The sequence below is a fragment of the Methylobacterium sp. XJLW genome, from assembly GCF_003254375.1.
Taxonomy (GTDB): Bacteria; Pseudomonadota; Alphaproteobacteria; order Rhizobiales; family Beijerinckiaceae; genus Methylobacterium; species Methylobacterium fujisawaense.
In genome coordinates, this window is record NZ_CP016429.1 from 2,174,883 (window position 1) to 2,197,147 (window position 22,265).

The 22,265-nt window shown below is 70.2% G+C and carries 21 protein-coding genes, 2 pseudogenes and 1 riboswitch; of the genes and pseudogenes, 13 read left to right on the forward strand and 10 right to left on the reverse strand.

Going from position 1 to position 22,265, the window contains the following annotated elements:
- Positions 1-95 precede the first annotated feature (95 nt).
- Positions 96-941 (reverse strand): C40 family peptidase, encoded by an 846-nt coding sequence (locus tag A3862_RS10005; protein ID WP_043759604.1) that lies wholly within the window; start codon positions 939-941, stop codon positions 96-98.
- Positions 942-1,257: 316 nt separating this feature from the next.
- On the opposite strand from A3862_RS10005, the gene A3862_RS10010 reads away from it, so the two are divergent.
- Positions 1,258-1,590 (forward strand): hypothetical protein, encoded by a 333-nt coding sequence (locus tag A3862_RS10010; RefSeq protein WP_236952744.1) that lies wholly within the window; start codon positions 1,258-1,260, stop codon positions 1,588-1,590.
- Positions 1,591-1,611: 21 nt separating this feature from the next.
- Here A3862_RS10010 and A3862_RS10015 read toward each other — a convergent pair whose 3' ends face one another.
- From A3862_RS10015 to motA, 4 genes are all read right to left on the reverse strand, one after another.
- Positions 1,612-2,298 carry an SDR family oxidoreductase gene (locus A3862_RS10015; protein WP_043346306.1) on the reverse strand — a complete coding sequence of 229 codons (687 nt, stop codon included), beginning with the start codon at positions 2,296-2,298 and terminating at the stop codon, positions 1,612-1,614.
- Positions 2,299-2,557: 259 nt separating this feature from the next.
- A complete protein-coding gene (locus A3862_RS10020; RefSeq protein ID WP_043759602.1) occupies positions 2,558-3,373 on the reverse strand; it encodes a DUF3658 domain-containing protein in 816 nt (271 codons plus the stop codon).
- Positions 3,374-4,078: 705 nt separating this feature from the next.
- Positions 4,079-4,939, reverse strand: coding sequence for a flagellar motor protein MotB (locus A3862_RS10025; protein ID WP_043346296.1), 861 nt, complete (start codon positions 4,937-4,939; stop codon positions 4,079-4,081).
- A gap of 22 nt (positions 4,940-4,961) precedes the next feature.
- Positions 4,962-5,825, reverse strand: coding sequence for a flagellar motor stator protein MotA (gene motA / locus A3862_RS10030; RefSeq protein ID WP_043346294.1), 864 nt, complete (start codon positions 5,823-5,825; stop codon positions 4,962-4,964).
- 323 nt (positions 5,826-6,148) lie between these two features.
- Here motA and A3862_RS10035 point away from each other — a divergent pair.
- Positions 6,149-6,241 (forward strand): annotated as a pseudogene (locus A3862_RS10035) (IS6 family transposase); the annotation flags it as partial.
- A 208-nt stretch (positions 6,242-6,449) separates the two neighbouring features.
- Here A3862_RS10035 and A3862_RS32030 read toward each other — a convergent pair.
- A pseudogene (locus A3862_RS32030) lies at positions 6,450-6,786 on the reverse strand (IS110 family transposase); the annotation flags it as partial.
- Between the two features lie 195 nt (positions 6,787-6,981).
- Between A3862_RS32030 and A3862_RS10045 the strand changes: the two are divergent.
- On the forward strand, positions 6,982-8,352 hold the full coding sequence (locus A3862_RS10045) for an HD-GYP domain-containing protein (protein WP_374701292.1): 1,371 nt from the start codon (positions 6,982-6,984) through the stop codon (positions 8,350-8,352).
- A 29-nt stretch (positions 8,353-8,381) separates the two neighbouring features.
- Here the strand turns inward: A3862_RS10045 and A3862_RS31485 are convergent, their stop codons facing one another.
- The 3 genes from A3862_RS31485 to A3862_RS10055 all read right to left on the reverse strand — a co-directional run bounded on the left by A3862_RS31485 (position 8,382) and on the right by A3862_RS10055 (position 11,972).
- Complete coding sequence (locus A3862_RS31485) at positions 8,382-8,540, reverse strand: hypothetical protein (protein WP_158498469.1); 159 nt, start codon at positions 8,538-8,540, stop codon at positions 8,382-8,384.
- A gap of 445 nt (positions 8,541-8,985) precedes the next feature.
- Positions 8,986-10,566 carry a methyl-accepting chemotaxis protein gene (locus A3862_RS10050; RefSeq protein WP_100794027.1) on the reverse strand — a complete coding sequence of 527 codons (1,581 nt, stop codon included), beginning with the start codon at positions 10,564-10,566 and terminating at the stop codon, positions 8,986-8,988.
- Between the two features lie 695 nt (positions 10,567-11,261).
- Positions 11,262-11,972, reverse strand: coding sequence for an MgtC/SapB family protein (locus A3862_RS10055; RefSeq protein ID WP_043759600.1), 711 nt, complete (start codon positions 11,970-11,972; stop codon positions 11,262-11,264).
- Positions 11,973-12,223: 251 nt separating this feature from the next.
- Between A3862_RS10055 and A3862_RS10060 the strand changes: the two genes are divergently transcribed.
- The 10 genes from A3862_RS10060 (at position 12,224) to crcB (ending at position 21,096) form a co-directional block, all read left to right on the forward strand.
- On the forward strand, positions 12,224-13,225 hold the full coding sequence (locus A3862_RS10060; RefSeq protein WP_051976195.1) for an AAA family ATPase: 1,002 nt from the start codon (positions 12,224-12,226) through the stop codon (positions 13,223-13,225).
- Between the two features lie 233 nt (positions 13,226-13,458).
- Entirely contained in the window at positions 13,459-14,328 is an 870-nt protein-coding gene (locus A3862_RS10065; RefSeq protein ID WP_043386180.1) for a DUF58 domain-containing protein, read from the forward strand.
- 24 nt (positions 14,329-14,352) lie between these two features.
- Entirely contained in the window at positions 14,353-14,826 is a 474-nt protein-coding gene (locus tag A3862_RS10070; protein ID WP_053611328.1) for a DUF4381 family protein, read from the forward strand.
- Entirely contained in the window at positions 14,823-15,860 is a 1,038-nt protein-coding gene (locus tag A3862_RS10075) for a VWA domain-containing protein (RefSeq protein ID WP_205782339.1), read from the forward strand. Before A3862_RS10070 ends, A3862_RS10075 begins: the two co-directional genes overlap by 4 nt.
- 172 nt (positions 15,861-16,032) lie before the next feature.
- Positions 16,033-16,962, forward strand: a complete 930-nt coding sequence (locus A3862_RS10085; protein ID WP_111473560.1) for a VWA domain-containing protein — start codon at positions 16,033-16,035, stop codon at positions 16,960-16,962.
- A complete protein-coding gene (locus tag A3862_RS10090) occupies positions 16,962-17,882 on the forward strand; it encodes a tetratricopeptide repeat protein (RefSeq protein ID WP_075381014.1) in 921 nt (306 codons plus the stop codon). The genes A3862_RS10085 and A3862_RS10090 overlap by 1 nt, the downstream gene beginning before the upstream one ends.
- Complete coding sequence (locus A3862_RS10095; RefSeq protein WP_051976193.1) at positions 17,876-19,159, forward strand: BatD family protein; 1,284 nt, start codon at positions 17,876-17,878, stop codon at positions 19,157-19,159. Before A3862_RS10090 ends, A3862_RS10095 begins: the two co-directional genes overlap by 7 nt.
- A gap of 91 nt (positions 19,160-19,250) precedes the next feature.
- On the forward strand, positions 19,251-19,682 hold the full coding sequence (locus tag A3862_RS10100) for an EF-hand domain-containing protein (protein ID WP_043346265.1): 432 nt from the start codon (positions 19,251-19,253) through the stop codon (positions 19,680-19,682).
- 179 nt (positions 19,683-19,861) lie between these two features.
- Entirely contained in the window at positions 19,862-20,371 is a 510-nt protein-coding gene (locus tag A3862_RS10105; protein WP_043346263.1) for a hypothetical protein, read from the forward strand.
- A 181-nt stretch (positions 20,372-20,552) separates the two neighbouring features.
- A riboswitch (Fluoride riboswitch) is annotated at positions 20,553-20,623 on the forward strand.
- A gap of 83 nt (positions 20,624-20,706) precedes the next feature.
- Complete coding sequence (crcB, locus tag A3862_RS10110; RefSeq protein WP_091955375.1) at positions 20,707-21,096, forward strand: fluoride efflux transporter CrcB; 390 nt, start codon at positions 20,707-20,709, stop codon at positions 21,094-21,096.
- A 116-nt stretch (positions 21,097-21,212) separates the two neighbouring features.
- Here crcB and A3862_RS10115 read toward each other — a convergent pair whose 3' ends face one another.
- On the reverse strand, positions 21,213-22,043 hold the full coding sequence (locus A3862_RS10115; RefSeq protein ID WP_043346269.1) for a pyruvate, water dikinase regulatory protein: 831 nt from the start codon (positions 22,041-22,043) through the stop codon (positions 21,213-21,215).
- Positions 22,044-22,265: the final 222 nt, after the last annotated feature.

Below are 22,265 nucleotides of genomic sequence, written 5' to 3' on the forward strand. Positions count from 1 at the left end.
CGTCACGCAGGGCCGCTGCGCCGTCCGCGGTGGGGACAGACGGTTTTCGTGAGCGACACCCGTCTCGTCTTTGCGCAGGACGCCGGCACAGCCGGCTAAAGCCGCCGGATGCCCGTCACGGCGCCGAAGCTGTGCGCCTCGATGCGGGCGACCGCCTCCGCCAGCGGCTCCGCCGCCACCGCCATGTGGTGGCCGTTGGCGTGGATCAGCGTCTCGGGATCGCGCATCAGCCCGACATGGCCACGCCAGAACACGAGATCGCCCCGGCGCAGGCGCGCGAGGTCGAGGGGCAATGCCTGCCCGAGGGCCCTCTCCTGCATGTCGGCGTCGCGGGGGCAGGGCAGCCCCGCCATGTCCAGGCAGAGCTGCACCAGACCGGAGCAGTCGAGCCCGAGACTGGTGCGCCCACCCCAGAGATAGGGGGTCCCGGCCAGCCGCATGGCCGTGGCCACGTAATCCGGTTCGCGGCTCTCCACGGAGGCGCAATGCCGGGCGAACACATAGCCGCCCCGGGTCTCCAGATACGCGCCCGACTCACCGGTCGCCACGAGGCGGGCGCCGAGGCTGAGATGCCCGAGGACCGGCCGTTTCAGGTCCGGTTCGGGGTACAGGAAGGTGCGCAGGGCCGTGACGCGGTGCGTCGGCTCCGGATCGGCCGGGCCCAGGCTGTCGGCGGGCAGGTAGCCGACATAGCCGTCGCGGGCGAGCTGCACGAAGGCGAAGCCCTCCGCCGCGTCGTAGAGATCAACCGCGTCGCCGAGGAGCGCCTCGGTGTCGAGCCCCGCGCCGGGATCGGGCTCGCGGCGCAGCGGCGCGGACGGCGCGGTCACGCGCCGCGGCGTACCGGCGACGTAGCGCGCCGCCGTGACGCGGTCCCGCAGGCGGAGATCGGCGACATGCGGCCGGGCCGGAGTCAGCCGGGGATCGAGGGGTTCGCTCATGCGCAGATCCTACCATGAATCCGACCCTGCCGGGCTGACGGGCGGGTCAGCGCAGTCGCGCCGGAGCGACGCTTCCGGACGCTCCTCTGCGCCACTATGCCGCGCCGAGCGGTACGGGGGCCTGGACGGCCCTGATTCCGCCGCCGGATTGCTCGGATGCCCGGCCGATGAGGCGTCGGATGCCCCGGGGCGCGTCACATCTCCGTTCCGGATTCGCGAGACATGTGCCCAAGGCGCCCATCACACGTTTTTGATGCACTGCACAACCCGCGCGGAAGGCGCTATGTTCGAAGTTATGAAGACCGCGAGTCGCCCCGTGAAGAAGACACAGAAGAGCTTCGCCGACCTGCCGCCGATCCGCGTCCGCCGCGAGCCGCCGACGGTGAACGAGGCGGTCGCCGCCGCGCAGGACCTCGCCGACGATGTCGAGCAGCAGGTCGAGATCGCCGCCGGCCTGATGGGCCTGCCGGCCGACGAGGTCCGCCCGCACGTCCTGGCGGCCAAGAAGGCCAAGCCGGAGCGCGTCCCCGAGCGGATCCTGACCCATGCGAGCCCGAGCCGGGCACCCCGCACCGTGGTGGTCGAGCGCCGCACCCGCCCGACCGTGGTGATCGAGCGGCGCAGCCGGCCCCTCGACCCGCGCCGCTGAGCGGCCGTCAGGACGACCGCGTCACCAAGCCAGCGTCTCGCCCCGGTAGTCGAGGTAGTGGGCGCCCGGCCGGCCGAGCTGCGCCCCGATCACGTCGGCGAGGCCTGTGACGCTGGTCGCCACGTCGATGTCGGCCTCCGCCCCGCCCATCTCGGTGCGCACCCAGCCCGGATGCAGGATCAGCACGGAGACGTTCTCCGCCCGGTGCCGGATCTCGAAGCTGCGCGCCAGGGTGTTCAGCGCCGCCTTGCTGGCCCGGTAGGTCTCCCAGCCCCCGGTCTCGTTCAGGCCGACGCTGCCGAGGATCGAACTCATCAGCGCGATGCTGCCACCAGGGACGAGGCGATCCAGGAAGGCCTCGGCGAAGCGGATCGGACTGATCGCGTTGGTGAGGTAGACCTGCGCGGCGACATCGCGGGGCACCGCGTGCGCCGGGTCGTGCGCCAGGGTGGCGACACCGGCCACCACGAAGATCAGGTCGAAGCGCTCGGAGGCCAGCCGGTCGTGCAGGGCGGTGACGCCGGGATCGTCGTCGATGTCGGCGGTCTCGACGCGCAGGGCCTCCGAGCCGAGGCCGGCGAGGGCGGGGGACGGCCTGCGCTGGGTGGCGGTGACGCGCCAGCCGCGGGCCAGGAATGTCTCGACGAGGCCGAGCCCCAGGCCCCGCGAGGCCCCGACGATCAGCGCGTGCTTCTGCGATTGGGTCATGGTCGGTCTCCGGGTCTCGGCCGGATAAGGTTCGATCGGCCGCGGAGGTTGCGTGACCGGGGTTCGGTCTCGAACGGGCCGAGCCCGGGGTTCGCACGTGATCCGCGTGACCGGACGAATGTCCGGGTCGGGTGGTTTTCCGCCGGTCTCCTTTGGAGGATCAGCGGCGCAGAACGAGACGTCCGCTCAATTTACCATCCAGACCCGCTACAAGAGCCTCGGTATGCGGATGCCGGGCAGCCGCCCCTCATCTGACACCTCAGGCTGTTAAACCGGCGGTGGGCTTCCTGATCTCGTAATCGCGCATTCCCGGTCCCGGTCCCTTGATCTCAAGGTTTCCCGCATCCCCGAGGGCCTGGATACGACCGAACAGCACGATATCGCTGACGCCCTGACCCGGCGGATCAACCTCAACGGCGAGGTGGTGCAAGGTGCGACCGATCACCCTCGCCGCGACCTCCCAGTCTGTCGCGGCCTGAGCGATGAGCACGGCGTCGTAGTGTGTCAGCGGTGCCGATACCAAGCGGCCATTGCGCACGATGCGCAGAGGTGCATCCTCGCTCCTCAATGCTGCCCACCTCGCTGCGGCAGCATTGCACTCGGAGCGAGAGAAGACACGTCGCCTGTCCCTCAGGCGGGACGCGATGATGTCCTCGCGACGCATGATCCCGAGCGACCAGGGCCTTCGGACGCCGTCACGCGTGACGAAGTCGAGGGCTGTGGCGTCGATGATGTCGAAGGGGCGGCCATTCATGCGGAACGCAAATTCGAGGAAACTGGCGTGCTCGGTCGCGTCGCTCATGCAAACCCAATAGACGGGATGCACGCGGGTCGACGTGGCTTCCATCCATGGCTCCTCTGCCTCGCGCTGGTCGGCGTAGGGATCGGGTCGCAGGACGGCTCTGAGCCACGCGTGTCGAATATCTGGGTCCGGCGGATTGATGGGGCCGAAATTCAGGTCGCCCGAGAGCGCGATGACCCGCGCTTCGTCGCCCTGTGACCGAAGAGCGTCACGGATGGTGTCCGCCCTGCTTGCACCCCACGCCACGTGGATGACTTCGGCCTCACCGGGCATCTGTGATCCTCCATCGCCGCATAGTGGTCAGGGCGGCTGGAAGCTTTGTCACCACGCGACGTAGCTGCGGTGTGACCCTGCTGGGCTTCTGTGTAACGTTCGGTGACAGCACCCTGGGTCTCGTGAGCCCTCGTCGCCAAGCGTCGGTCTCGCGTCCGGTTTCGGGCAAAGGGGAGACGCGTCTGGGCGACCATGTTGGGTCGATAAGAGGCCGTCCGCTTCTCTGGCCAGCCTTCTCCAAAGCGGTCGTTCCTCTTTCGGCCATGCCCTGCTGGCGCCGATAACCTCCGAGCGTCTCAGATGGGTGGTTTGCCGCCGGTCCGCTCTCGGGAGTCGAGTTGGGGGAAGCGGACGCCGCTCAGGTCTCTGGGGTTGATTTCTCGGCGGTCTCTCGCCCCGTGCGGCTTGAGGCCCGTGGCCTGACCGCGACCTCCATTCGTTCCCGCGCCTCGAAAGCCATCCCGACAGGCCGACCCCCTCCCCTGGGGGTGGATCCTGGGGATCCGCTGAGGGCGCTGACGGAAGGCGCGCGGCGCAGACGCGCCGGGCCTGTTCGTAGGCCGCCCGCTCCGTCTCCGCACGCGCGCCAGAAGCGACGGTGTAGCCTGTGGTCCTGCGCAAAGTGCGTGATGCGCCACGATGATCCGATGGGGGGCCTCGACGGCGATTCGCCGTTGTCGTCCGAGGCGGCGCGGTGCCTCGTCGTCAACGAAGCAGGTTCGGGGGCACCGGCGGGCTCGCATTGAGCAGAGTGATCGTCACCCGTCGGTTCGGCGCGATGTAGGGATTGTCGGGGAAAACCGGCTCGGTGTCGGCGCGTCCCACCACGGACGAGAAGTGGTCGTTGGGAACCCCGGCACCCGACAGGATCTCGCGCACGGCGAGCGCACGCCCGGCGGTGAGATTCCAGGGTTCGGCGGTCCGCGCCGAGCCCGGGCGCGCGGCGGCCGTGTGGCCGGTTATCGACAGGCTGTTGGGCAGCCGGCGCAGGGCGGGCGCGAGCGCCTCCAGCACGCGACGGGTGCGCTCGTAGGGGTCGACAGAGCCTTCGCGGAACATGGCGCGGCCGTCCTGGTCCACGAGGGACACGTTCACGCCCTCCTTGGTCTGCTCGATCACGATGTTCTTCGACAGCTCGGCGATGTCGGGCATCGTCTGGAGCGCCTGCCGGAGGCTGGCTATGGCGCTGTAGTTCACCTCCGTGCTGGCGGCCGGGCGGCTGGCATCGAGATCGCTGGTGCGGCCCGGACTGGTCGGGCGCACTCTGTCCTCCCGCTCGGCAGAACCCCGCTCCGCGTCGCGGGGCGTGGACGGCTTGTTGCCTGACGTGTCCAGGGCGGTGCCGTATAGGATCCCGCCCGCGCCACTGGTTGCAGGGCTCAAAGCCGCCGGCGAGAAGTATTCCGCCAAACCGATCTTCTGCTCCTGCGTCGTCATGCTGATCAGCCACATCAGCAGAAAAAACGCCATCATGGCGGTCACGAAGTCCGCATAGGCGATCTTCCAGGCCCCGCCGTGATGGGCGTGTGCGGCCTTCTTGACCTTCTTGATGATGATCGTGGTCATCGAATCCCTGCCGGATAGCGGGTCAGATCTGGGCGGGCAGAGCGGCGGTTGCCGCTTCCACTTCGCTGAAGGTCGGGCGGACGTCGCTCATCAGAGACTTGCGGGCAAATTCTATTGCCATGACCGGCGGCTGGCCGCCGATGTGGGCGAGCAGACCCGCCTTGAGGGAAAGGTAGTATTTGGATTCGGCCTCGAAGAGGCTCTTGAGCGACTGCGCCATGGGCCCGAAGAAGCCGTAGGCGACGAAGACGCCAAAGAAGGTGCCGACGAGCGCGCCGCCGATCAGATGCCCCAGCACCTCCGGCGGCTCCTTGATCGCCCCCATCGTCTTGATCACGCCGAGCACGGCGGCGACGATGCCGAGCGCCGGTGTTCCGTCGGCGAGCGCCTGCATGGCAGACACGACCCGCTCCTGCTCTTGGTGGTGCGTCTCCAGTTCCTGATCCATGAGAGCGTCGATCTCATGGACGTTGTTGGCACCCAGCGACACCATGCGCATGTAGTCGCAGACAAACTCGACCGCGTGATGATTCGCTGCAAAGGTCGGAAAGGCGTTGAACAGCGTCGACTCGCCCGGGTTTTCAATGTGCGGCTCGAGCGCCATCGAACCCTTCTGCTTCGCGAGTTTGAACAGTGAATACTGCATCCCCAGCAGTTCGACATAGGAGTTCTGCGTGTATTTGGGGCCCTTCATCAGTGTGCCCAGCATGGCGGGCACGGCCTTGAGCACCGGCCCTGTGTTGCCGATGACGAAGGCACCGATGGCTGCACCGAGGATAATGACAAACTCGAACGGCTGCCAAAGGACTGCCAAGTGGGCACCCATCGCCGCGTAGCTGCCGAACACGCAGACGAAGACGATCAGTGTGCCGACGATCAGCCGCATGATTTGCCATCCTTGCGCGGCGGCAGGTACGGCCCCCGCGAAGCTTTCAAGGATCCAGCAAATCACTGAACAAGGTTAATGCTGCGTTTAGAGCGGCCGCCGGAGGATTATGGGACGGTCGGTCCCAGCGTGGGGTCGAGCGGGTTTGACCCGGCGTGACGGGTGCAGGCGTGTCGCACACGCGAACGCGCAGGTTCGCGGGTCGTTGGGCCTAGCCGCCGAGCCTGCCGCTCCATCCCCGCCGCTCCATCCCCAGAGCCCGCGCATGATCTGCGGCTCGGACGGCATGCTGGGGCTGCGCAAGGGCTTCGGCTTTGCCGGTGAAGGGCTTCGGCTTTGCCGGTGCATGGACCGTGCGCGAGCGGCACCCGATGCTGGCCCGCTGCTTCGGACTTCCCGCGGCGAACAAGGCGTGACGCCGGGGCGATGGACGACCGTCCCCGCATCCCTCCCGCCTCGCGGCATGGCGGTTACGCCGTGGCCGGAGTTCCGCAGGCGCCCCGTGGGCCATCAACGCCCAGACGATCCGCGCCATCATGTCCGCCAGGGCGACGGTGACCCGCATGCGCGGCTGGCGCGACAGCATGCCGGCCGACCTCGCCCCAGCTGTGTCGGGATCCCCGTGCGAACCGCAGCGTCGGGCGCCGCGCCGCAGATCGCCTCCGCGTCGGCCATGGCGCTCTTCTGCCGCTTCGCGAACGGCTTCACGCATGCCGGAGGGATTGAGCCGCGTGTCGTGACCGGCCAAGCCTATCCCGCATGCCCAGTGACGAGCACCGGCGCAGATCTCCATCGCGCCCATGCATCGGGGAGGTGTCGCGACGAACGCCCGCCCCGGATCACGCCGCAGCATCGTGCGACCCACGGCTGTGCCTCTCGCATCCGAGCGGTGCCCCTGGAAAACCGACTCGACCGGATCGATCCCGCCGGTGCTCACCCCACCCGGGGATGCCGCCTGCAGGGGTGTCGCAACACCGCCGCTCTGGCACAGCGATGCCGTCGGGGGACGTCGACCCCAACGCTCAGGGTGGTTTTGCGGCGGTCCCCGGCCGAGATGAGAACGCATGGGAACGACCGTCAATGAACGGTTTCATTATTTTTGGGAGATAGTCATTCGGCCTATAAGGCACGAGTTTGGGCTATACTAATGCGAATCGTGGCGAGCGGTGACGCAGAGACACAGACCGTACACCTGTCGGAAATCCTGGGTGCCTTGAGCCATGCCCTGGATCTGACGGAAGGCCAGCCCGTAGGGCATTGCATTCGTGCGACATGGATCGGCTTCCACATCGGCCGCGCGATGGGCCTGCCCGACCTTCAGCTATGGGAACTCTACCATACGATCATGCTGAAGGATCTCGGCTGCTCAAGCAACGCCGCGCGAATCTGTGAGCTCTATCTATCCGACGACCTCAGCTTCAAACGTGACTTCAAGACGGTGAGCGACAGCTTGCCGAAGGTGCTGGGGTTTGTCTTCGCTCACACGGGCCTGAAGGCAGGCTTGGCCGAACGGTTCCGCGCGGTGCTCAATATCTTGCAGAACGGCGGAGCGATCGCCGACGAGCTCATACAGACCCGCTGCCAGCGCGGTGCCGCGATCGCCCGGCAGCTCCGCTTTTCGACGAGCGTCTGCGACGCCATCCACGCGCTGGACGAGCACTGGAATGGCAGCGGCCGGCCGGACCGCCTCACGGGCGCTGCGATCCCGCTCTACGCCCGTGTGGCGCTGCTCGCGCAGGTGGTCGACGTCTTCCACGCCGCAGCTGGCCCTTCGGCCGCGATCGCCGAGGTGCGGGCGCGCTCTGGCACATGGTTCGACCCGCAGGTCGTCGCCTGCTTCGAAGCGGTCGCGGCCGAACCCGGCTTCTGGGAGGTTCTGGGTTCGGATGAGGTCGAGGCGGCGGTGTTCGCCCTGGCACCGGTCAGCCCGATCGCGGTGGACGAGGACTACCTCGACGACATCGCCCGCGCGTTCGCCCAGATCATCGATGCCAAGAGCCCCTTCACCTCCGGCCACTCCGAGCGGGTCGCGGTCTACGCCGATATGATCGCGGCCGAACTCGGCTTTACTGCGGAACGCCGCCGCTGGCTCAAGCGGGCCGCGCTCCTGCACGACATTGGCAAACTCGGGGTCTCGAACGCGATCCTCGACAAGAACGGCAAGCTGGACGATGCCGAGTGGCAGGACATGCGCAATCATGCCGCCCTGTCGGAGACCATCCTGGCCCGCGTGGCGGTGTTTCACGAGATGGCCTGTATCGGCGGCGGCCATCATGAGCGGCTGGACGGCAAGGGCTATCCACGGGGGCTGAAGGGCGATGCGATCGTACCCGAGATCCGGATCGTCTCGGTCGCCGACGTGTTCGACGCGCTGACCGCCGACCGACCCTACCGGGCCGCCATGCCGCTTGAGAAGGCGCTCGGCATCATGCGGGCGGATGTCGGCACAGCGTTCGATCCGGCCTGCTTCGCGGCGCTGGAGCGGGCGCTCGCCGCGATCGAAGGGGATCTCGCCCGGGCGGCCTGAGCCGCATCGCCGCTCACCGATCCTCTTGCCTACCGGGCCGGCGCCATCGGGCCGGGCCGGCCGCCGGCAGCCTCGCTGCGGGGCGCGACAGTCCGGGATGCCACGATGACGACCGTGCGCACCGCCCATCCCAGGGCCGTCGAACCCAGGGCACTGAGGCACAGTGCGTCGAGGGCGCGGGTGATCATGGTCCGAGATTCCTGGCGGAGAGAGGCGTGAGGGCGGGCGGCTGCCATCCGGACGTCGCCCGCTTTGCAAGCCCAGAGAGCACGACGCATCGATACATTCTGATAGGAACGTCCGTTGTATTTAATACAACCTCGTTTTACTTTCTGGTTGTAGCTATCCTCATCACGCTGGCCCCGCCGGAAGGAGGGCGCCTTCGTCCGCTTCCGGGGACCGCACGATCCGGCCTCACGGGCGACGTCGGGTCGATAGGAGGCCATCCGCTTTCCGGCGGGCCTGCGCCGAAGCGGACCGGCCGCTTTCGGCCAGTTCCAGTCCCGTCGACAGTCGCCCCTAAATGACCGCTGGGGGTGCTTTTCTGCCCGTCCGCCTCCGCACGGGGGTGAGGCGGAAGCCGACACTCGACGGTTCAGTCGAATAACCGAAGATTGCGTCTATAGGATCGTGTCAGGCTGCGCGGACGGTTGTGAGGAAGCGGGCGACCTCGGCGCCGAGATGCTCGGATTGCCGCGACAGCTCGGAGGCCGCCGACAGGACCTGGCTGGCCGCCGCCCCCGTCTCCTCCGACGCCTGCGCCACGCCCGCGATGTTGCCCGTCACCTCGTTCGTCCCCGCCGAAGCCTGCGCGACGTTGCGGACGATCTCCTGCGTGGCCGCACCCTGCTGCTCCACCGCTGCCGCGATCGAGGTCGCCACGTCGCTGATCTCCCGGATCCGGCCAGTGATGCCCGCGATCGACGTGACCGCCTGGCCGGTCGAAGCCTGGATCTGGGCGATCTGCCCCGAAATCTCGTGCGTGGCCCTGGCGGTCTGCTCGGCCAGCGCCTTCACCTCGGAGGCCACGACCGCAAAGCCCCGCCCCGCGGCGCCGGCGCGGGCCGCCTCGATCGTGGCATTCAAGGCCAGCAGGTTGGTCTGGCCGGCAATCGCCGAGATCATCCCGACGATGTCGCCGATCCGCGCGGCGTTCTGGCTAAGCGCCTGGACGAGGTGGGCGGTCTGGTCGGCCTCGCCCACCGCGGCCTGCGCGAGATGGGCCGAGCCCTGCACCTGCCGGCCGATCTCCTGCACCGACGAGCCAAGCTCCTCGGCCGCGGCCGCGACCGTGTTGACGTTGGTGGCGGCCTCCTCGGCAGCGGCCGCGACGGTGGTCGACTGGCTCGCCGTCTCATGGGCGGTCGTGGTCATCTGCTGGGCGGTGGCCTGCAACTCGGTGGCCGAGGACGAGACCATGCCAATTACGCTACCCACCGCGGCCTCAAAGCCGTCAGCCATCGCCCAAATGGCGCGCTTGCGTTGCTCCTCCGCCGAGGCGCGGACTAAGGCCGTCTCCTCTTCCAACTTGCGGGCTCGGACGAGATTGTCCTTGAACACCTGTACAGCGGCAGCCATCGCACCGATTTCGTCGGTGCGCTGCGTGCCGACGACCGTAACCGCCAAATTGCCCTCGGACAGATGGCCCATGATCACGCGCAGGCTCGTCAACGGAGCCAGGGCACGACGCAACGCCAGCCAGAGGAGACCAACGGCGGCGAGTGTCACTAGAAGCCCTATGAGGACCGTCTGCCGGAGGGCCGCATCGACGCCGGCCAGGAAGTCAGACAGCTTCACGCCCACGTAGAGTATCCCGATGACGGTTCCGGCGGCGTCTCGGATCGGCTCATAATGCGCCAAGTAGGGCGTCCCCAGTACATCCACCTCCCCGCGGTACGGGACCCCTCGGCTTAGCACGGCCTCGTAGGCCGGGCCCGGCGCCAGCTTGGTGCCGACGGCGCGCGTGCCATCTGGCTTGATCACGTTGGTCGCCACGCGCGTGTCACCTCGAAAGATAGTCGCGGTGCCACCGATGATTCTTCGCACCCGGTCCACGGCGCTATCGGCGGTGTCGATAGCGTGCGAGCCAACATACAAGCGGTCATCCCGGACGCTGAACGATCCAGCGGTGCCCTCATCCGAGAGAAGTTGCTGAAGAAGTCGCAGATTGTTGTCGAGCGAGGCCTCCGCGCGAGTAAGCAATTCACCACGCATTTGGACGATCAGCAGAGTTGCGAGACACGTTGTGGCGAAGACGAGTAACAGCGTGCCGAGTAAGCTGATTTTGATCGCTAGCGTGAGCTTTCGGCGCCGCTGCGGGATTGATGTCGTAGAGTTATTGCCCATCGCGCGGATGTCGGCCCTTCCTGCGAGTGCGCAGAACGTGCGTCAGGCCTACATTGATGCAGGTTAAATTCCTCAAGCGCTATCAGAGTAAATATTCGATTTAGATTGCATTAATGACTCTTTAATTTGCTTTTATAGAGCGTTCAACGCAACCTGGAGCGTCTGCTTTTGTAACATTTGCATCATCAGCTGAGCGGCTGGGTTGGGTTGGCGGCCGCATGGCAGCGCTGGGTACCAGCCCGATTGCGGTGATCTGCCCCTATATCAAAGCCATAGCGATGGCCGCACTTAGGCAGCCGATCCCTAGGGCCATGAAGATCGTCGATACGGTTAGGGGTGATCGGTCGGGTCAGCTGGACAGTTGGGTCATGGGCTCGCAAACTGCGCTCATGATCAGCGGTTCCCGCTCAAAGTGCGTGTTCACTCCGCTGTGGCTGCTGAGTCACTATCCCCTTTTTCAACGACCGCTTCGGATGAGTTCCGAGGGCAACCTGGACGACCGACTTGGATCGGAACCAGCCGCCGCTCCGGTCGAACGGACCGAGCTTTGAGCCGAAAACAGATCAGTCGGCGGTCTGGACCGACCACGTGGCGTGACGAATGCCCGGGGCGCGGGCCAGTTCGGCCGTGACGGCGTCGAGCTCCTCGGCCTTCACCGCGCTGGCCGTCAGGGTCGCCACCACATCCACCGCGGTCTCGCCCCGCTCCTCCACCTCGACGCTGCCGACCGGGTAGTTCGCCGCCTCCAGGCGCTCCACCAGCAGATCCTGCGCCGGACCGGCCTCGCCGGGCGCCGTGGTGACCTGGACCTCGTAGGTCGCCTCGGTGGCGGATTCGCGAATCGGCGCGCGGTTGATGGCATTCACCAGCGGCCGGAGCGCGGTGTTGCAGGCCAGAACCGTCACCATCACGAACACGGCCTCCAGGGGCAGGTCCGCACCGCAGAAGGCCCCGACGGCCGCCGAGCACCACAGGGTCGCGGCCGTGTTGAGGCCGCGGACGTTCATGCCCTCCTTCATGATCACGCCGGCGCCGAGGAAGCCGATGCCGGAGATCACATAGGCCACCGTGCGGACGCCCCCGTCCGGGCCGGTGAGCCGCATGCCGAGATCCACGAAGGCGCTCGCTCCCACAGCGACCAGCACCGCCGTCCGCAGGCCCGCGGTGCGTTGCCGGTACTGGCGTTCGGCCCCGATCACCGTGCCGAGCACGAAGGCCACGAGCAGGCCGATGGCGGATTTCAGTTCTTCGGGGAAGGCGGCGTAGCTGGTCATCCGCGGTCTCATGGAAGCGGGGAGGTGACGAAACCGTGACACCATGGCCCGGCCCGGATCCGTAAGCGTATCCGAACCGGGATTGACGGCCGCACCGGGCAGCGGGCACACCGGCAAGAGCCTGAGGATCCCTTAAGAATTCGGGACCCGGTCGAGGAGACGTGCAGGATGCAGCACACGGCCCGAGCGGCGGACGGGGTCCGCGCAAGATCCCGCAGCGCAAGATCCTGCCGCACAGGATGCGTCCGCGTATGAGCGGCGCCCTCGCCGAGCGTCGGCCCGACACCGTTCCCGACGACGCCCTGCACGGCCGCGTCATGGCGCTCCGCGAGGGGCTGGAGCGCGGCCTGATCGGCAGCGCCGGCCTCGTCGAGCGCCTGCTGATCGGGCTGCTCACCGGCGGCCACCTGCTGATCGAGGGCGCGCCGGGGCTGGCCAAGACCCGCGCGGTCAAGCGGCTCGCCGACGGGCTCGACGGCTCCTTCGCGCGCATCCAGTGCACCCCGGACCTGATGCCGGCCGATCTCACCGGCACCACCGTCTGGCGCCAGGACAGCGGCACCTTCGAGTTCCTGCCGGGGCCCCTGTTCCACGCCCTCGTGCTGGTGGACGAGGTCAACCGCGCGCCGCCGAAGGTGCAGTCGGCGCTCCTCGAATCCATGGCCGAGGGGCAGGTGACGGTCTCAGGGACCACCCACCGCCTGTCCGATCCGTTCATGGTCGTGGCGACCCAGAACCCGATCGAGCATGCCGGCACCTTCCCGCTGCCGGAGGCGCAGCTCGACCGCTTCCTGCTGCACGTCGTGGTCGACATGCCCGACGAGACCACGGAGCGGGCGATCCTCGACCTCGTGGAGGGCGAGATCACCCACCACGTCGACGCCATGACCATGCGGTTGTCGCTGGCGGATGTGCGCGCGGCCCGGGAGGCGGCGCTCTCCACCTACGTGTCGCCGGCCCTCAAGGACTATCTCGTGCGGCTGGTGGCGGCGACCCGCACGGATGCGGCGGCCCCGGACCTGCGCGCCATGATCGAGCACCCGGCCTCGCCGCGGGGCACCCTGGCGCTGATGATGGCCGGCAAGGCCCGGGCCTGGCTGCGGGGCCGCGACCACGTCATCCCCGAGGACGTCACGGACCTCGCCCGGGACGCCCTGTCCCACCGCATCGGCCTGACCTGGCGGGCGGCCGCCGAGGGCAAGACGGCGCGCGGCCTCGTCGGCGAACTGGTGCAGCGGGTGCGGGCGCTCTGACGGTGTTCGGGCTCCGGATTCCGGGACGTGCTTCCCCGCCCCCCTCTGCGGGGGAGGAGACCCTGCGCGGCAGCGGGGGAGCGGGGCAGCGCGACGGATCAGGAAATGGCGCCCGTCGCGACCCGTCCGGAAGCGTCGCTCCCCTCGCCCGACCCGGCCTGACGGCCGGGGCCCCCGCAAAGGGGGGAGGAACGGGAAGCGCCGCGGGCATCCACCTCTCGGGCGAGGCGCTGATGGGCCTGCGCCACCTCGCCCGGCGGGGTTCCGCGCCCGCCACCCGGACCCTGGCAGGGCTGCCCGGCGGCATCGTCACCCGGCGCCGCGGCCGCGGCTCCGAGCCGGAGGATGTCCGCCTCTGGTCCGAGGGCGACGACCGCCGCTTCATCGACCGCAACGCCACGGCCCGCACCGGGCAGCTGCATGTCCGCACCCACCACGACGAGCGCGACCGCGCCGTGGTGCTGCTCGCCGATTTCCGGCCCTCCATGCTGTTCGGCACCCGCCGGGCCCTGCGCTCGGTGGCGGCCGCCGAGGCCCTGGCGCTGCTCGGCTGGCGGGTCGCGGCCGATGGCGGCCGGGTCGGCCTCGCGGTGGCCTCGGCCGGCGCACCGACCGTGCTGCGGCCGGCGGGCGGCGAGCGCGCCATGATCGCGGTGACCGGCGCCCTCGCCCAGGCCCATGCCGACGCCCTCGGGACCGAGTCCGGTTCGCGGGCCCACGCGGAGCCGCCGCTCGAAGCGACCCTCGCCCTCGCCCGCAGCCTGCTGCCGGCCGGCGGCCACCTCGTCATCGCCAGCGCCCTCGACGATCCCGGCCCGGGCTTCGACGAGCTCCTGACGCTGCTCGCCGAGCGGATCGCCATCCGGCTGATCCTGGTGAGCGACGCCTTCGAGCGCGCCCGGCCACCGGGATACTACCCCTTCGCCCTCGCGGATGGCCGCCGCGGGACCGCGCTGCCGACGGCGGCCGGGCCGGCGGGCGAATCCGCCGAGGCCCGGCTCGCCGACTATGCCCGGCGCGGCATCGCGGGCGTGCGCCTCGACGTCGAGACCGGCCCGGAGGCCTATGCGCCGCTCATGGAGCGCCTCGATGCGGTGCTGTGAGGTCCGACACGGCGGTCCGATCCGATGAACCCCGTCACTCCCGCCGAGATTCCCCTGTCCCTCGATCAGCTCCGGGGCCTGCATCTGCCCGGCGGCGCCGCCGGCGCCCTGCAGGGCGAGGTCGTCGCCGCGGCGGCTCTGGGCTTCCTCGCCGCCCTGCTGGTGGGGCTCGTCCGCTACGGGCGCGGCCGGGCGCGGGCCGGCATCCGCCGGGCGGCGCTGGCCGAACTCGCCCGGAGCCGGAACCTCGATCCGGAGGCGCGCCTCGTCGCCCAGGCCCGGCTCCTGCGCCGTCTCGGCCGGACCCTCGGCGGCGAGACCGAGGCCCGGGCGACGGGCGCCGACTGGGCCGCCCGCCTGGACGCGCTGTTCAGGACCGATTTCTTCACCCGGGGCGCCGGCCGGGTGCTCGCCGACGGGCTGTACCGGCGGCAGGATCCCGACCTCGACGCCCTGGACGCCGAACTCGGCCGCCTGATCGGACGGCTGCGGGCATGAGCGCGTTCCTGCCCGCATGGCTCAGCGCCCTCCTGTTGGCCTTCGACTGCGCCGCGCCCTGGGCGCTCCTGGCCCTCCCCCTGCCCCTTCTGGCCGCCCGCCTGATCCCGGCCGAGCCCGAGGGCGGCAGCGGCGCCCTGCGCGTGCCCGGCACGCTGGTGGGGGGGGCGCGCTCCGGCGCCGACCTCGCGGCCCGGGGGCGGCGGCGGGCCCTGCTGACCTGGACGCTCTGGATCGCCCTGGTGGCGGCCCTGTCGGGTCCGCGCCTCGTCATGCCGGCGGCCGCGCTCCCGGCCTCGGGCCGCGAGATCATGATCGCCATGGACCTGTCGGGCTCGATGGAGCGGCGCGACTTCGCCCTCGACGGCGAGACCGTGAACCGGCTCACCGCGGTCAAGCGCGTCGGCACCGACTTCATCCGCCGCCGGGCCGGAGACCGGATCGGCCTCGTGATCTTCGCCGACCAGGCCTACGTGGCGGCGGCCCTGAGCTTCGACACCGCCGCGGTCGCCCGCGCCCTCGACGAGGCGACGATCGGCATCAGCGGCCGCTCCACCGGGATCGGCGACGGCCTCGGCCTCGCCCTGCGCCGCCTGGACCCGCGGGATGCGGACGGCGAGGCCGCCTCCGGGAGGCAGTCCGATGCCAAGGCCGCGAAAGCCGTGATCCTGCTCTCGGACGGCGCCAACAATGCCGGCCAGACCGCCCCCAAGGACGTGGCGGACCTCGCCAAGACGCTGGGCATCAAGATCTACACCATCGCGCTGGGGCCCCGCGACATGGCCGATGCCGATGGCGAGCAGGACGTGGTCGACACCGAGACCCTGCGCGACATGGCGCAGGCGAGCGGCGGCGAGGCGTTCCGGGTGCGCACCACCGAGGATCTGGTCCGCGTCGCCGACGCCATCGACCGGCTCGAGGGCGGCCGCGCCCTGGCTCCGCCCCTGCCCCTCCGCCGGGACCTCTGGCCCTGGCCGGCCGCCCTGGCGCTGCTGGCCGCCGCCGCCCTGCTGGCCAGCCGGAGGGGGGCGTGATGGATCCACGTTTCGCCGCCTGTCCGGCACACGCCCTCATCCTGAGGTGCCCGAGCGCAGCGGAGGCCTCGAAGGAGCCCTCCCGCCGGCCGCGCGATCCCTGGAGCCCTCCTTCGAGGCCCGCTGCGCGGTCACCTCGGGATGAGGGGATCCGGGTGGGAGACGCCGCCCGATGAGCTTCCTCGACGCCTTCGCGCTGCTGCGCCCCTGGTGGTTCCTGGCGATCCCGGTGGTCGTCCTGCTGGCGCTCCGCGCCGCGTGGCGCTCGGCGCCGTTGGGCGACTGGGCCCGGGCGGTGGATCCGGCGCTGATGGCCCACCTCGCCCGCACCGGCGCGGTGCTGGGCGGCCGGCGGCAGGCGAACCTCGCCGCCGCCCTGGCGGCCGGCCTGATCGCCCTCGCGCTCACCGGCCCCGCTGTGGAGCGGGCGGACGGGCGGACCTTCCGCAACCTCGACGAGACCGTGATCGTCGTCGACCTGTCCCGCTCGGTCACGGAGGGCGGCAACCTCCAGGGCGTCCGGCAGGCCGCCGCCGCCGTCGCCGAGGCCGCCGGCACCCGGGCGGTCGCCCTCGTGGTCTACGCGGGCGACGCCTACCTCGCCGCCTCCACCACCACCGACCGCGACAGCCTCGGTACAACCCTGTTCGCCCTCGATGCCGACACGGTGCCGGACCGCGGCACCCATCCCGAGCGCGGGCTGGCGCTGGCCCGCCGCACCCTGGCGGAGGCCAACGTCGTGGCGGCCGACGTGGTGCTGATCAGCGACGGCGACGGCATCGGCGAGGCCGCCATCCGCGAGGCCCGCGCCATCGCCGAGCACGGCTGGCGGCTCCAGGCGCTGTTCGTCCCCGCCGACAAGCCGCTGCCGCCCGGCGCGCCGAAGCCCGACCGGGCCGCCCTCGACGCCCTCGTCCGGGCCGGCGGCGGCACCGTCGCCGACATCGCGACCCCCGGCCCGGTGCTCGACGCGGTCGGCGCCGGGCTCAGTCAGCACCTCGCGGCGGGCGGCTACGGCGTCCTGGCCTATGCGGATCTCGGGCGCTGGCTGCTGCTGCTGGCGGCCCTGCCGGTCCTGGTCCTGTTCCGCAGGAGCGCCTGATGCGGCTCACCCTCCCCGACACGGGCTTCGCCGTCCCGCTCCGCGCCGGCCTGCCGCCGCGCTGGCGCCGCCGCGCCCGGATCGCCGGCCTGGCGCTGGCGGGGATCGGCCTCCTGGCGCTGCTCGCCGTCTCGCAGCCCCGGACCGGCTTCGGGCGCCTGCTGATGGGCCTCGGCCTGCCGGGGCTGGCCGCGGACGTCTTCGTCGATCCGGCCTGGCGCGCCGCCGCGCTCTACGAGGCCGGCCGCTACGCGGACGCGATCGCGCTGTTCCGCACCGGCGGGCGGCGCGCGAGCTACAATCTCGGCAACGCGCTCGCGAAGGCGGGCGACCTCGAGGGCGCGCTGGCGGCCTACGACGAGGCCCTGCGCTTCAACCCCCGCGATGCCGACGCCCAGGCCAACCGCTCGCTGATCGCCCGGATGCGGGCCGAGGTGATCGATCGCGGGCCCGGCGGCGGTATCGCCAACGGCACCGCCCAGTACGGCGCCCGCTACAACAACACCGCCAACCAGGACCAGAACAACGACATCAACGCCGCCTCCAGCGGCGAGGGGCTCGCCGGCAACAAGGAATCGAACGCCAGCGCGTCGCTGCCCGGCAACAGCAAGGTGTCCCGCCGGGGCAAGGCCGAGCAGCAATCGATCGACACCGGCAAGGGCCAGGCCCGGGGCTCGGCCGGCGACGCGGCGGGCCGGGGCCGGACCGGGGGCGGTTCCGCCATGGTGGCCGAGGCGCCCGAGCGCGAGGTCCGCCGGGTGACCAAGAGCTTCGAGGCCCACGAGATCCGACCGGACCGGCTCTGGCTCCAGACCCTGCCGGACGATCCCGGCCGCTATCTCAAGCTGCGCCTGCGCGCCGAGCAGACCCGCCGGGTCGAGGCCGGCACCGCGATTCCCGCCGGGAGCAACCCGTGGTGAGTTTTTCTGGGATCTTCGAGAGGCGCGCCCGCGCGCTCCTCCTCCTCGCCCCCCTCCTCGCTCCCCTCCCCGCCCGCGCGGAGATCGAGCCGGGCGACCTCACCCTGACGGTGACCGCCGAACTGAACGGCAACAGCGCGCCTTTCTCCCGCGAGATGGTGCTCTTGAAGATCCACGGGGTCTACAAGCAGCCGATCCTGCTCGAGGAGGTGGTGCAGCCCTCCCTCGCCAACTTCTCCTGGACGCAGCTCGGCCGGGATCACTGGAGCAAGACCAAGCTTCCCGACGGCCAGAGCGCCATCGCGTTCGACCGCACCGTGGCGGTCTTCCCACACCATGCCGGGCAGTTCACCATCGAGCCGTTCACCCACAAGCTCACCGTCAACGATGTCGGCGAGCGGCGGGTGGTCGAGGTGCGCTCGAAGCCGATCCCCTTCCCGGTCGCACAATGGACCGAGCCCAGCGGCGGCCCCGACGCCAAGGAGCCCTGGTGGCTGCCGGCCAAGGACGTGGCGATCACCGATTCCTGGAGCCCGGATCCCGAGACCATCAAGGTCGGCGAGACCACCCGCCGGATCGTCACCCTGGAGGCGCAGGGCATGGTCGCGGAGGGCCTGCCGCCCCGGCCGGTCATGCGCACGCGCGGCATCATCACCTTCGCGGGCCCCGTCACCCGCGAGACCCTGCTGACCCCCTCGGGCCCCGTGGCGCGGGCCACCTACCAGTGGGACGTGAAGCCCGGCGTGCCGGAGATCATCCCCCTCGACGCCATCGCGATCCCGTGGTTCGACACCAACACCCGCACCATGCGCGAGACCGAGATCCCGGCCCGGCAGATCGGCGGCGGCCTGCCCGACCGGGAGACCGACCGGGCGCCCCCCGCGATCCCCTCGCCGCTCGTGGTCGCCGCCTCGGCGCTGGCCGCCTTCGGGCTGGGCTTGGCGCTGATCGGCTTCGGCCTGGGCCGGCCCTCCTTGCGCCTGTCCCGCCCGACCCGGCGCGCGCTGCAGGCGGCGGCCCGTTCCGGAGATCCCGCCGGGTTCCGCGCGGTCCTGGACACGGCGATGCGGGAAGCGCCGGACCTGGCTCGCATCTGGCGGGCGCGGCCCGGTCTTGTCGCATCCTTCGCGGCTCTCGACCGGTCGGTGTTCGGCGCCTCGGGCGCGCCGGTCCCGGACCTGAGGGCATTGGCCAACGCCCTGTCCCGGTCCGAACCGGTCGCCGCCGCGGCCCGGGAACCGGACCGGCTCGCCCCCCTCGACGGTCCGGCCCGCTGACTGATCGTCGGCTTGTGAACGCGCCTCCGGGAACGGCGCGCCGCATGGCGGCTTGGGCTGCCGGCGCTGATCGCCACCGGAGATTTCGTTCATGCCCGCGATCCTGAACAGACCCGCATGTGCGCTGGCCGCGATGCTCGTCCTCGGCCTGGTCGTCCCCACCGCGCTGCCGTCGGCGGCCTTCGCCCGGTCCTCCGGCACCGAGCGCACGCTGAAGATGGTCGACACCGACAAGGACGGCACGATCGATCTGGCCGAGGCCCAGGCCGCGGCCGGCAAGGTCTTCGACGCCGCCGAGACCGACAAGGACGGGACCGTCGACGCCAAGGAGCTGAAGGGCCGGGTCAGCAAGACGGACCTGAAGGCCGCCGACACCGACAACGACGGCACCCTCGACCGCAAGGAATACCTCGCCCTGGTCGAGCAGCGCTTCAAGGCGGCCGATCCCGACAAGGACGGCACGCTCGACGCCAAGGAACTCAAGACCCCAGCCGGACGCAGCCTGCTGCAGCTCCTGAAATAGGCGCGGATCCCGGAGACTCCGCCGTTGCACAGTCCATGAGCAAGTATTATTCCTGTGCAACGGCTCAAGTTCTGGGCAGGCATCAATATTTTGCACTATCTTGCGTCATCTGAATTGGCCTCGTAGGTTTCGGTCATCCGGGCGGCAAAGCATCGGATGAACCACCAGGGAGGAGCGCGATGGCACGCGCCAACGAGGTCAAGGACAGGTTCCGCGCGCGGCTGCAGGAGGCGGATGCCCGCAGCAACGACTTCCGCAAGAAACTCCTGGAGGAAGGCGCCCGGGCGCTGGAGCCGGTGGTCGGCGTCCTGAACCTCATGGCCGAGGTGCTCAACGAGGAGGACAACGTCCACGGCAGCATCACCGGCCTCGAGGCCAAGATCGATCAGGACAACTTCATCAGCCTCTGCGCGCGGCTGCGCGGGACCGACACCGAGCAGAAGATCAAGATCAAGTACGGTCCGGAACTCGGCGGCAGCAACTACATCTCGGTCTCGGGCCTGAACCAGCGCTACAACGAGCGCCTCGTGCCGGGGGCTGCGAGCTGCGCCATCGGCCGGACCGTCGGCAGCGACATCCAGCTCGACGAGCACCGGGGCGACGAGCTGGCCGAGGTGGTCCGCGAGGTGGTCGAGGATTTCTATGCCGCCCAGATCGAGCAGCGCAGCCACTTCGCCTACGCCCGCTGAGCCTTGCGGCTTCGCCGATCGATCCAGCGCGGTGGGTTCATGACAGGGCGCGGGTCCGCTCTCCCGCACGGGAGGGGACCCGCGCCGATCCGAACCGATCTGTGAACCCGCCGCGCCCCCCGACCCACCAGCGCGTGAGCCGGAAAACCGGATTCCCCTTCCCGGCATCCTGCGCTAAGCCTGTCCCGATGGGGATGGAGCGCCCCGACAACCGCCCGACTCGGAGGCCGGGCTGATGGCTCCTACCGCACGGGCGCGCCTCAGCCGTCCGCGGTGGGGCCGTGCGCCGAAGCCGCGACAGGACGTGGCTGCCCGACCGAACAGGAAGGGCCGGCATGATCAACACCCTCATCGTCGTTGTCGGAGCCGGGCTCGGGGGCGGGTGCCGCCACGGGATCAACGTGGCGGTCGCCCGGCTGCTGCCGGGCCTCGGCTTCCCCCTGGCCACGCTGATCATCAACGTGCTGGGCTCGTTCCTGATGGGCGTGCTCGCCGAGGGCTTCGCCCTGCGCGGCGCGGCGGGTCACCCGGCACGGCTGTTCCTGACCACGGGCGTGCTCGGCGGCTTCACCACCTTCTCGACCTTCTCCCTCGACGCGATCAGCCTGTACCACCGGGGCGAGACCGCCGCCGCCGCCCTCTACGTTGGGGCCTCGGTGGCGACCGGTCTGATCGGGCTGGTGGCGGGCCTCACCCTGGTGCGGGCGGTCCTGAGCGGCAGCTGAGGCCGTCCCGGCTTCAAAAGGGCTGCGACCTCTTGCGGATCCGGGGCGGAGCCCGGGTCGTTCAGGGGCTCCGCCCCCGGACCCCGCCAAAGGGCTGAGCCCTTCGGAAACCCCTCTCAATCCGCGATGAACTTCAGCCGGTGGTCGCGGTAGAGGTCGACGATCGCCGCCGCGGTCTCCTCGATGGAGCGGCGCGTCACGTCGATGGTCGGCCAGCGGTTCCGGGTGAACAGCCGGCGGGAGGCGGTGATCTCGTCCGCCACCGCCGAGCGGTCGACGTAGAGGGACGATTCGTCGGCGTTGAGGCTGGAGAGCCGGTTCTGGCGGATCTGCACGATCCGCTCCGGCGAGGCGAACAGCCCGACCACCAGGGGCTTGCGGGCGCGCTCGATCGCCGGCGGCAGCGGCATGCCCGGCACCAGCGGCAGGTTGGTGGTCTTGAGGCCGCGATTGGCGAGGTAGATCGAGGTCGGCGTCTTCGAGGTCCGGCTGACGCCGAGCAGGATGACGTCCGCGTCCTCGAGATCCTCCGGCAGGTTGCCGTCGTCGTGGGCCAGGGTGAAGTTCATCGCGTCGATGCGCTTGAAGTACTCGGCGTTCAGCATGTGCTGGGCGCCGGGCCGGGCTGTGGTCTCGGCGCCGAGATAGGCGCGCAGCAGGTCGTGGACCGGCCGCAGCACCGACAGGCAGGGCGAGCCGGTCTCCCGGGCGACCTCCTCCAGCCGCTCGCCGAGGTCGCCCCCCACCAGGGTGTAGAGGACGAGACCCGGCGCCGCCCGGATCTCCGAGATCACCCGGTCGAGCTGCGCGGCCGAGCGCACCAGCGGATAGACGTGCTCGATCGCCGACACGCCCTCGTACTGCGCGGCCGCCGCGCGCCCGACATTGATCAGCGTCTCGCCGGTGGAGTCGGAGACGAGGTGGAGGTGGAAGTAGCTGCGGCCCATTCCGATCGCCTCTGCGGTCGCCTTTCGCGGCGCCCACGTTGTCCACCGCCGGCCGCCAGGGGAGTCGATGAGTGTGGATAGGATGCCCCGCCGGGCCGGTCCAGGGCGATACCGGTGCGCGCTATCGACTCCGCCGTTCACAGGCAGACGATCGGGGCGCATGGATTCCGCCTCACTGGGAGAATCCGGGACGCGTCCGGGGTCCGCACACGACTCGGCGTT

Excerpts from the sequence above, each read along its gene's own strand:
- A3862_RS10005 (WP_043759604.1), bottom strand. The coding sequence starts at position 941 with ATGAGCGAACCCCTCGATCCCCGGCTGACTCCGGCCCGGCCGCATGTC.
- A3862_RS10015 (WP_043346306.1), bottom strand. The coding sequence starts at position 2,298 with ATGACCCAATCGCAGAAGCACGCGCTGATCGTCGGGGCCTCGCGGGGC.
- A3862_RS10020 (WP_043759602.1), bottom strand. The coding sequence starts at position 3,373 with ATGCCCGGTGAGGCCGAAGTCATCCACGTGGCGTGGGGTGCAAGCAGG.
- A3862_RS10025 (WP_043346296.1), bottom strand. The coding sequence starts at position 4,939 with ATGACCACGATCATCATCAAGAAGGTCAAGAAGGCCGCACACGCCCAT.
- motA (WP_043346294.1), bottom strand. The coding sequence starts at position 5,825 with ATGCGGCTGATCGTCGGCACACTGATCGTCTTCGTCTGCGTGTTCGGC.
- A3862_RS31485 (WP_158498469.1), bottom strand. The coding sequence starts at position 8,540 with ATGATCACCCGCGCCCTCGACGCACTGTGCCTCAGTGCCCTGGGTTCG.
- A3862_RS10050 (WP_100794027.1), bottom strand. The coding sequence starts at position 10,566 with ATGCGTGGTGAATTGCTTACTCGCGCGGAGGCCTCGCTCGACAACAAT.
- A3862_RS10055 (WP_043759600.1), bottom strand. The coding sequence starts at position 11,972 with ATGACCAGCTACGCCGCCTTCCCCGAAGAACTGAAATCCGCCATCGGC.
- A3862_RS10060 (WP_051976195.1), top strand. The coding sequence starts at position 12,224 with ATGAGCGGCGCCCTCGCCGAGCGTCGGCCCGACACCGTTCCCGACGAC.
- A3862_RS10065 (WP_043386180.1), top strand. The coding sequence starts at position 13,459 with ATGGGCCTGCGCCACCTCGCCCGGCGGGGTTCCGCGCCCGCCACCCGG.
- A3862_RS10070 (WP_053611328.1), top strand. The coding sequence starts at position 14,353 with ATGAACCCCGTCACTCCCGCCGAGATTCCCCTGTCCCTCGATCAGCTC.
- A3862_RS10075 (WP_205782339.1), top strand. The coding sequence starts at position 14,823 with ATGAGCGCGTTCCTGCCCGCATGGCTCAGCGCCCTCCTGTTGGCCTTC.
- A3862_RS10085 (WP_111473560.1), top strand. The coding sequence starts at position 16,033 with ATGAGCTTCCTCGACGCCTTCGCGCTGCTGCGCCCCTGGTGGTTCCTG.
- A3862_RS10090 (WP_075381014.1), top strand. The coding sequence starts at position 16,962 with ATGCGGCTCACCCTCCCCGACACGGGCTTCGCCGTCCCGCTCCGCGCC.
- A3862_RS10100 (WP_043346265.1), top strand. The coding sequence starts at position 19,251 with ATGCCCGCGATCCTGAACAGACCCGCATGTGCGCTGGCCGCGATGCTC.
- A3862_RS10105 (WP_043346263.1), top strand. The coding sequence starts at position 19,862 with ATGGCACGCGCCAACGAGGTCAAGGACAGGTTCCGCGCGCGGCTGCAG.
- crcB (WP_091955375.1), top strand. The coding sequence starts at position 20,707 with ATGATCAACACCCTCATCGTCGTTGTCGGAGCCGGGCTCGGGGGCGGG.
- A3862_RS10115 (WP_043346269.1), bottom strand. The coding sequence starts at position 22,043 with ATGGGCCGCAGCTACTTCCACCTCCACCTCGTCTCCGACTCCACCGGC.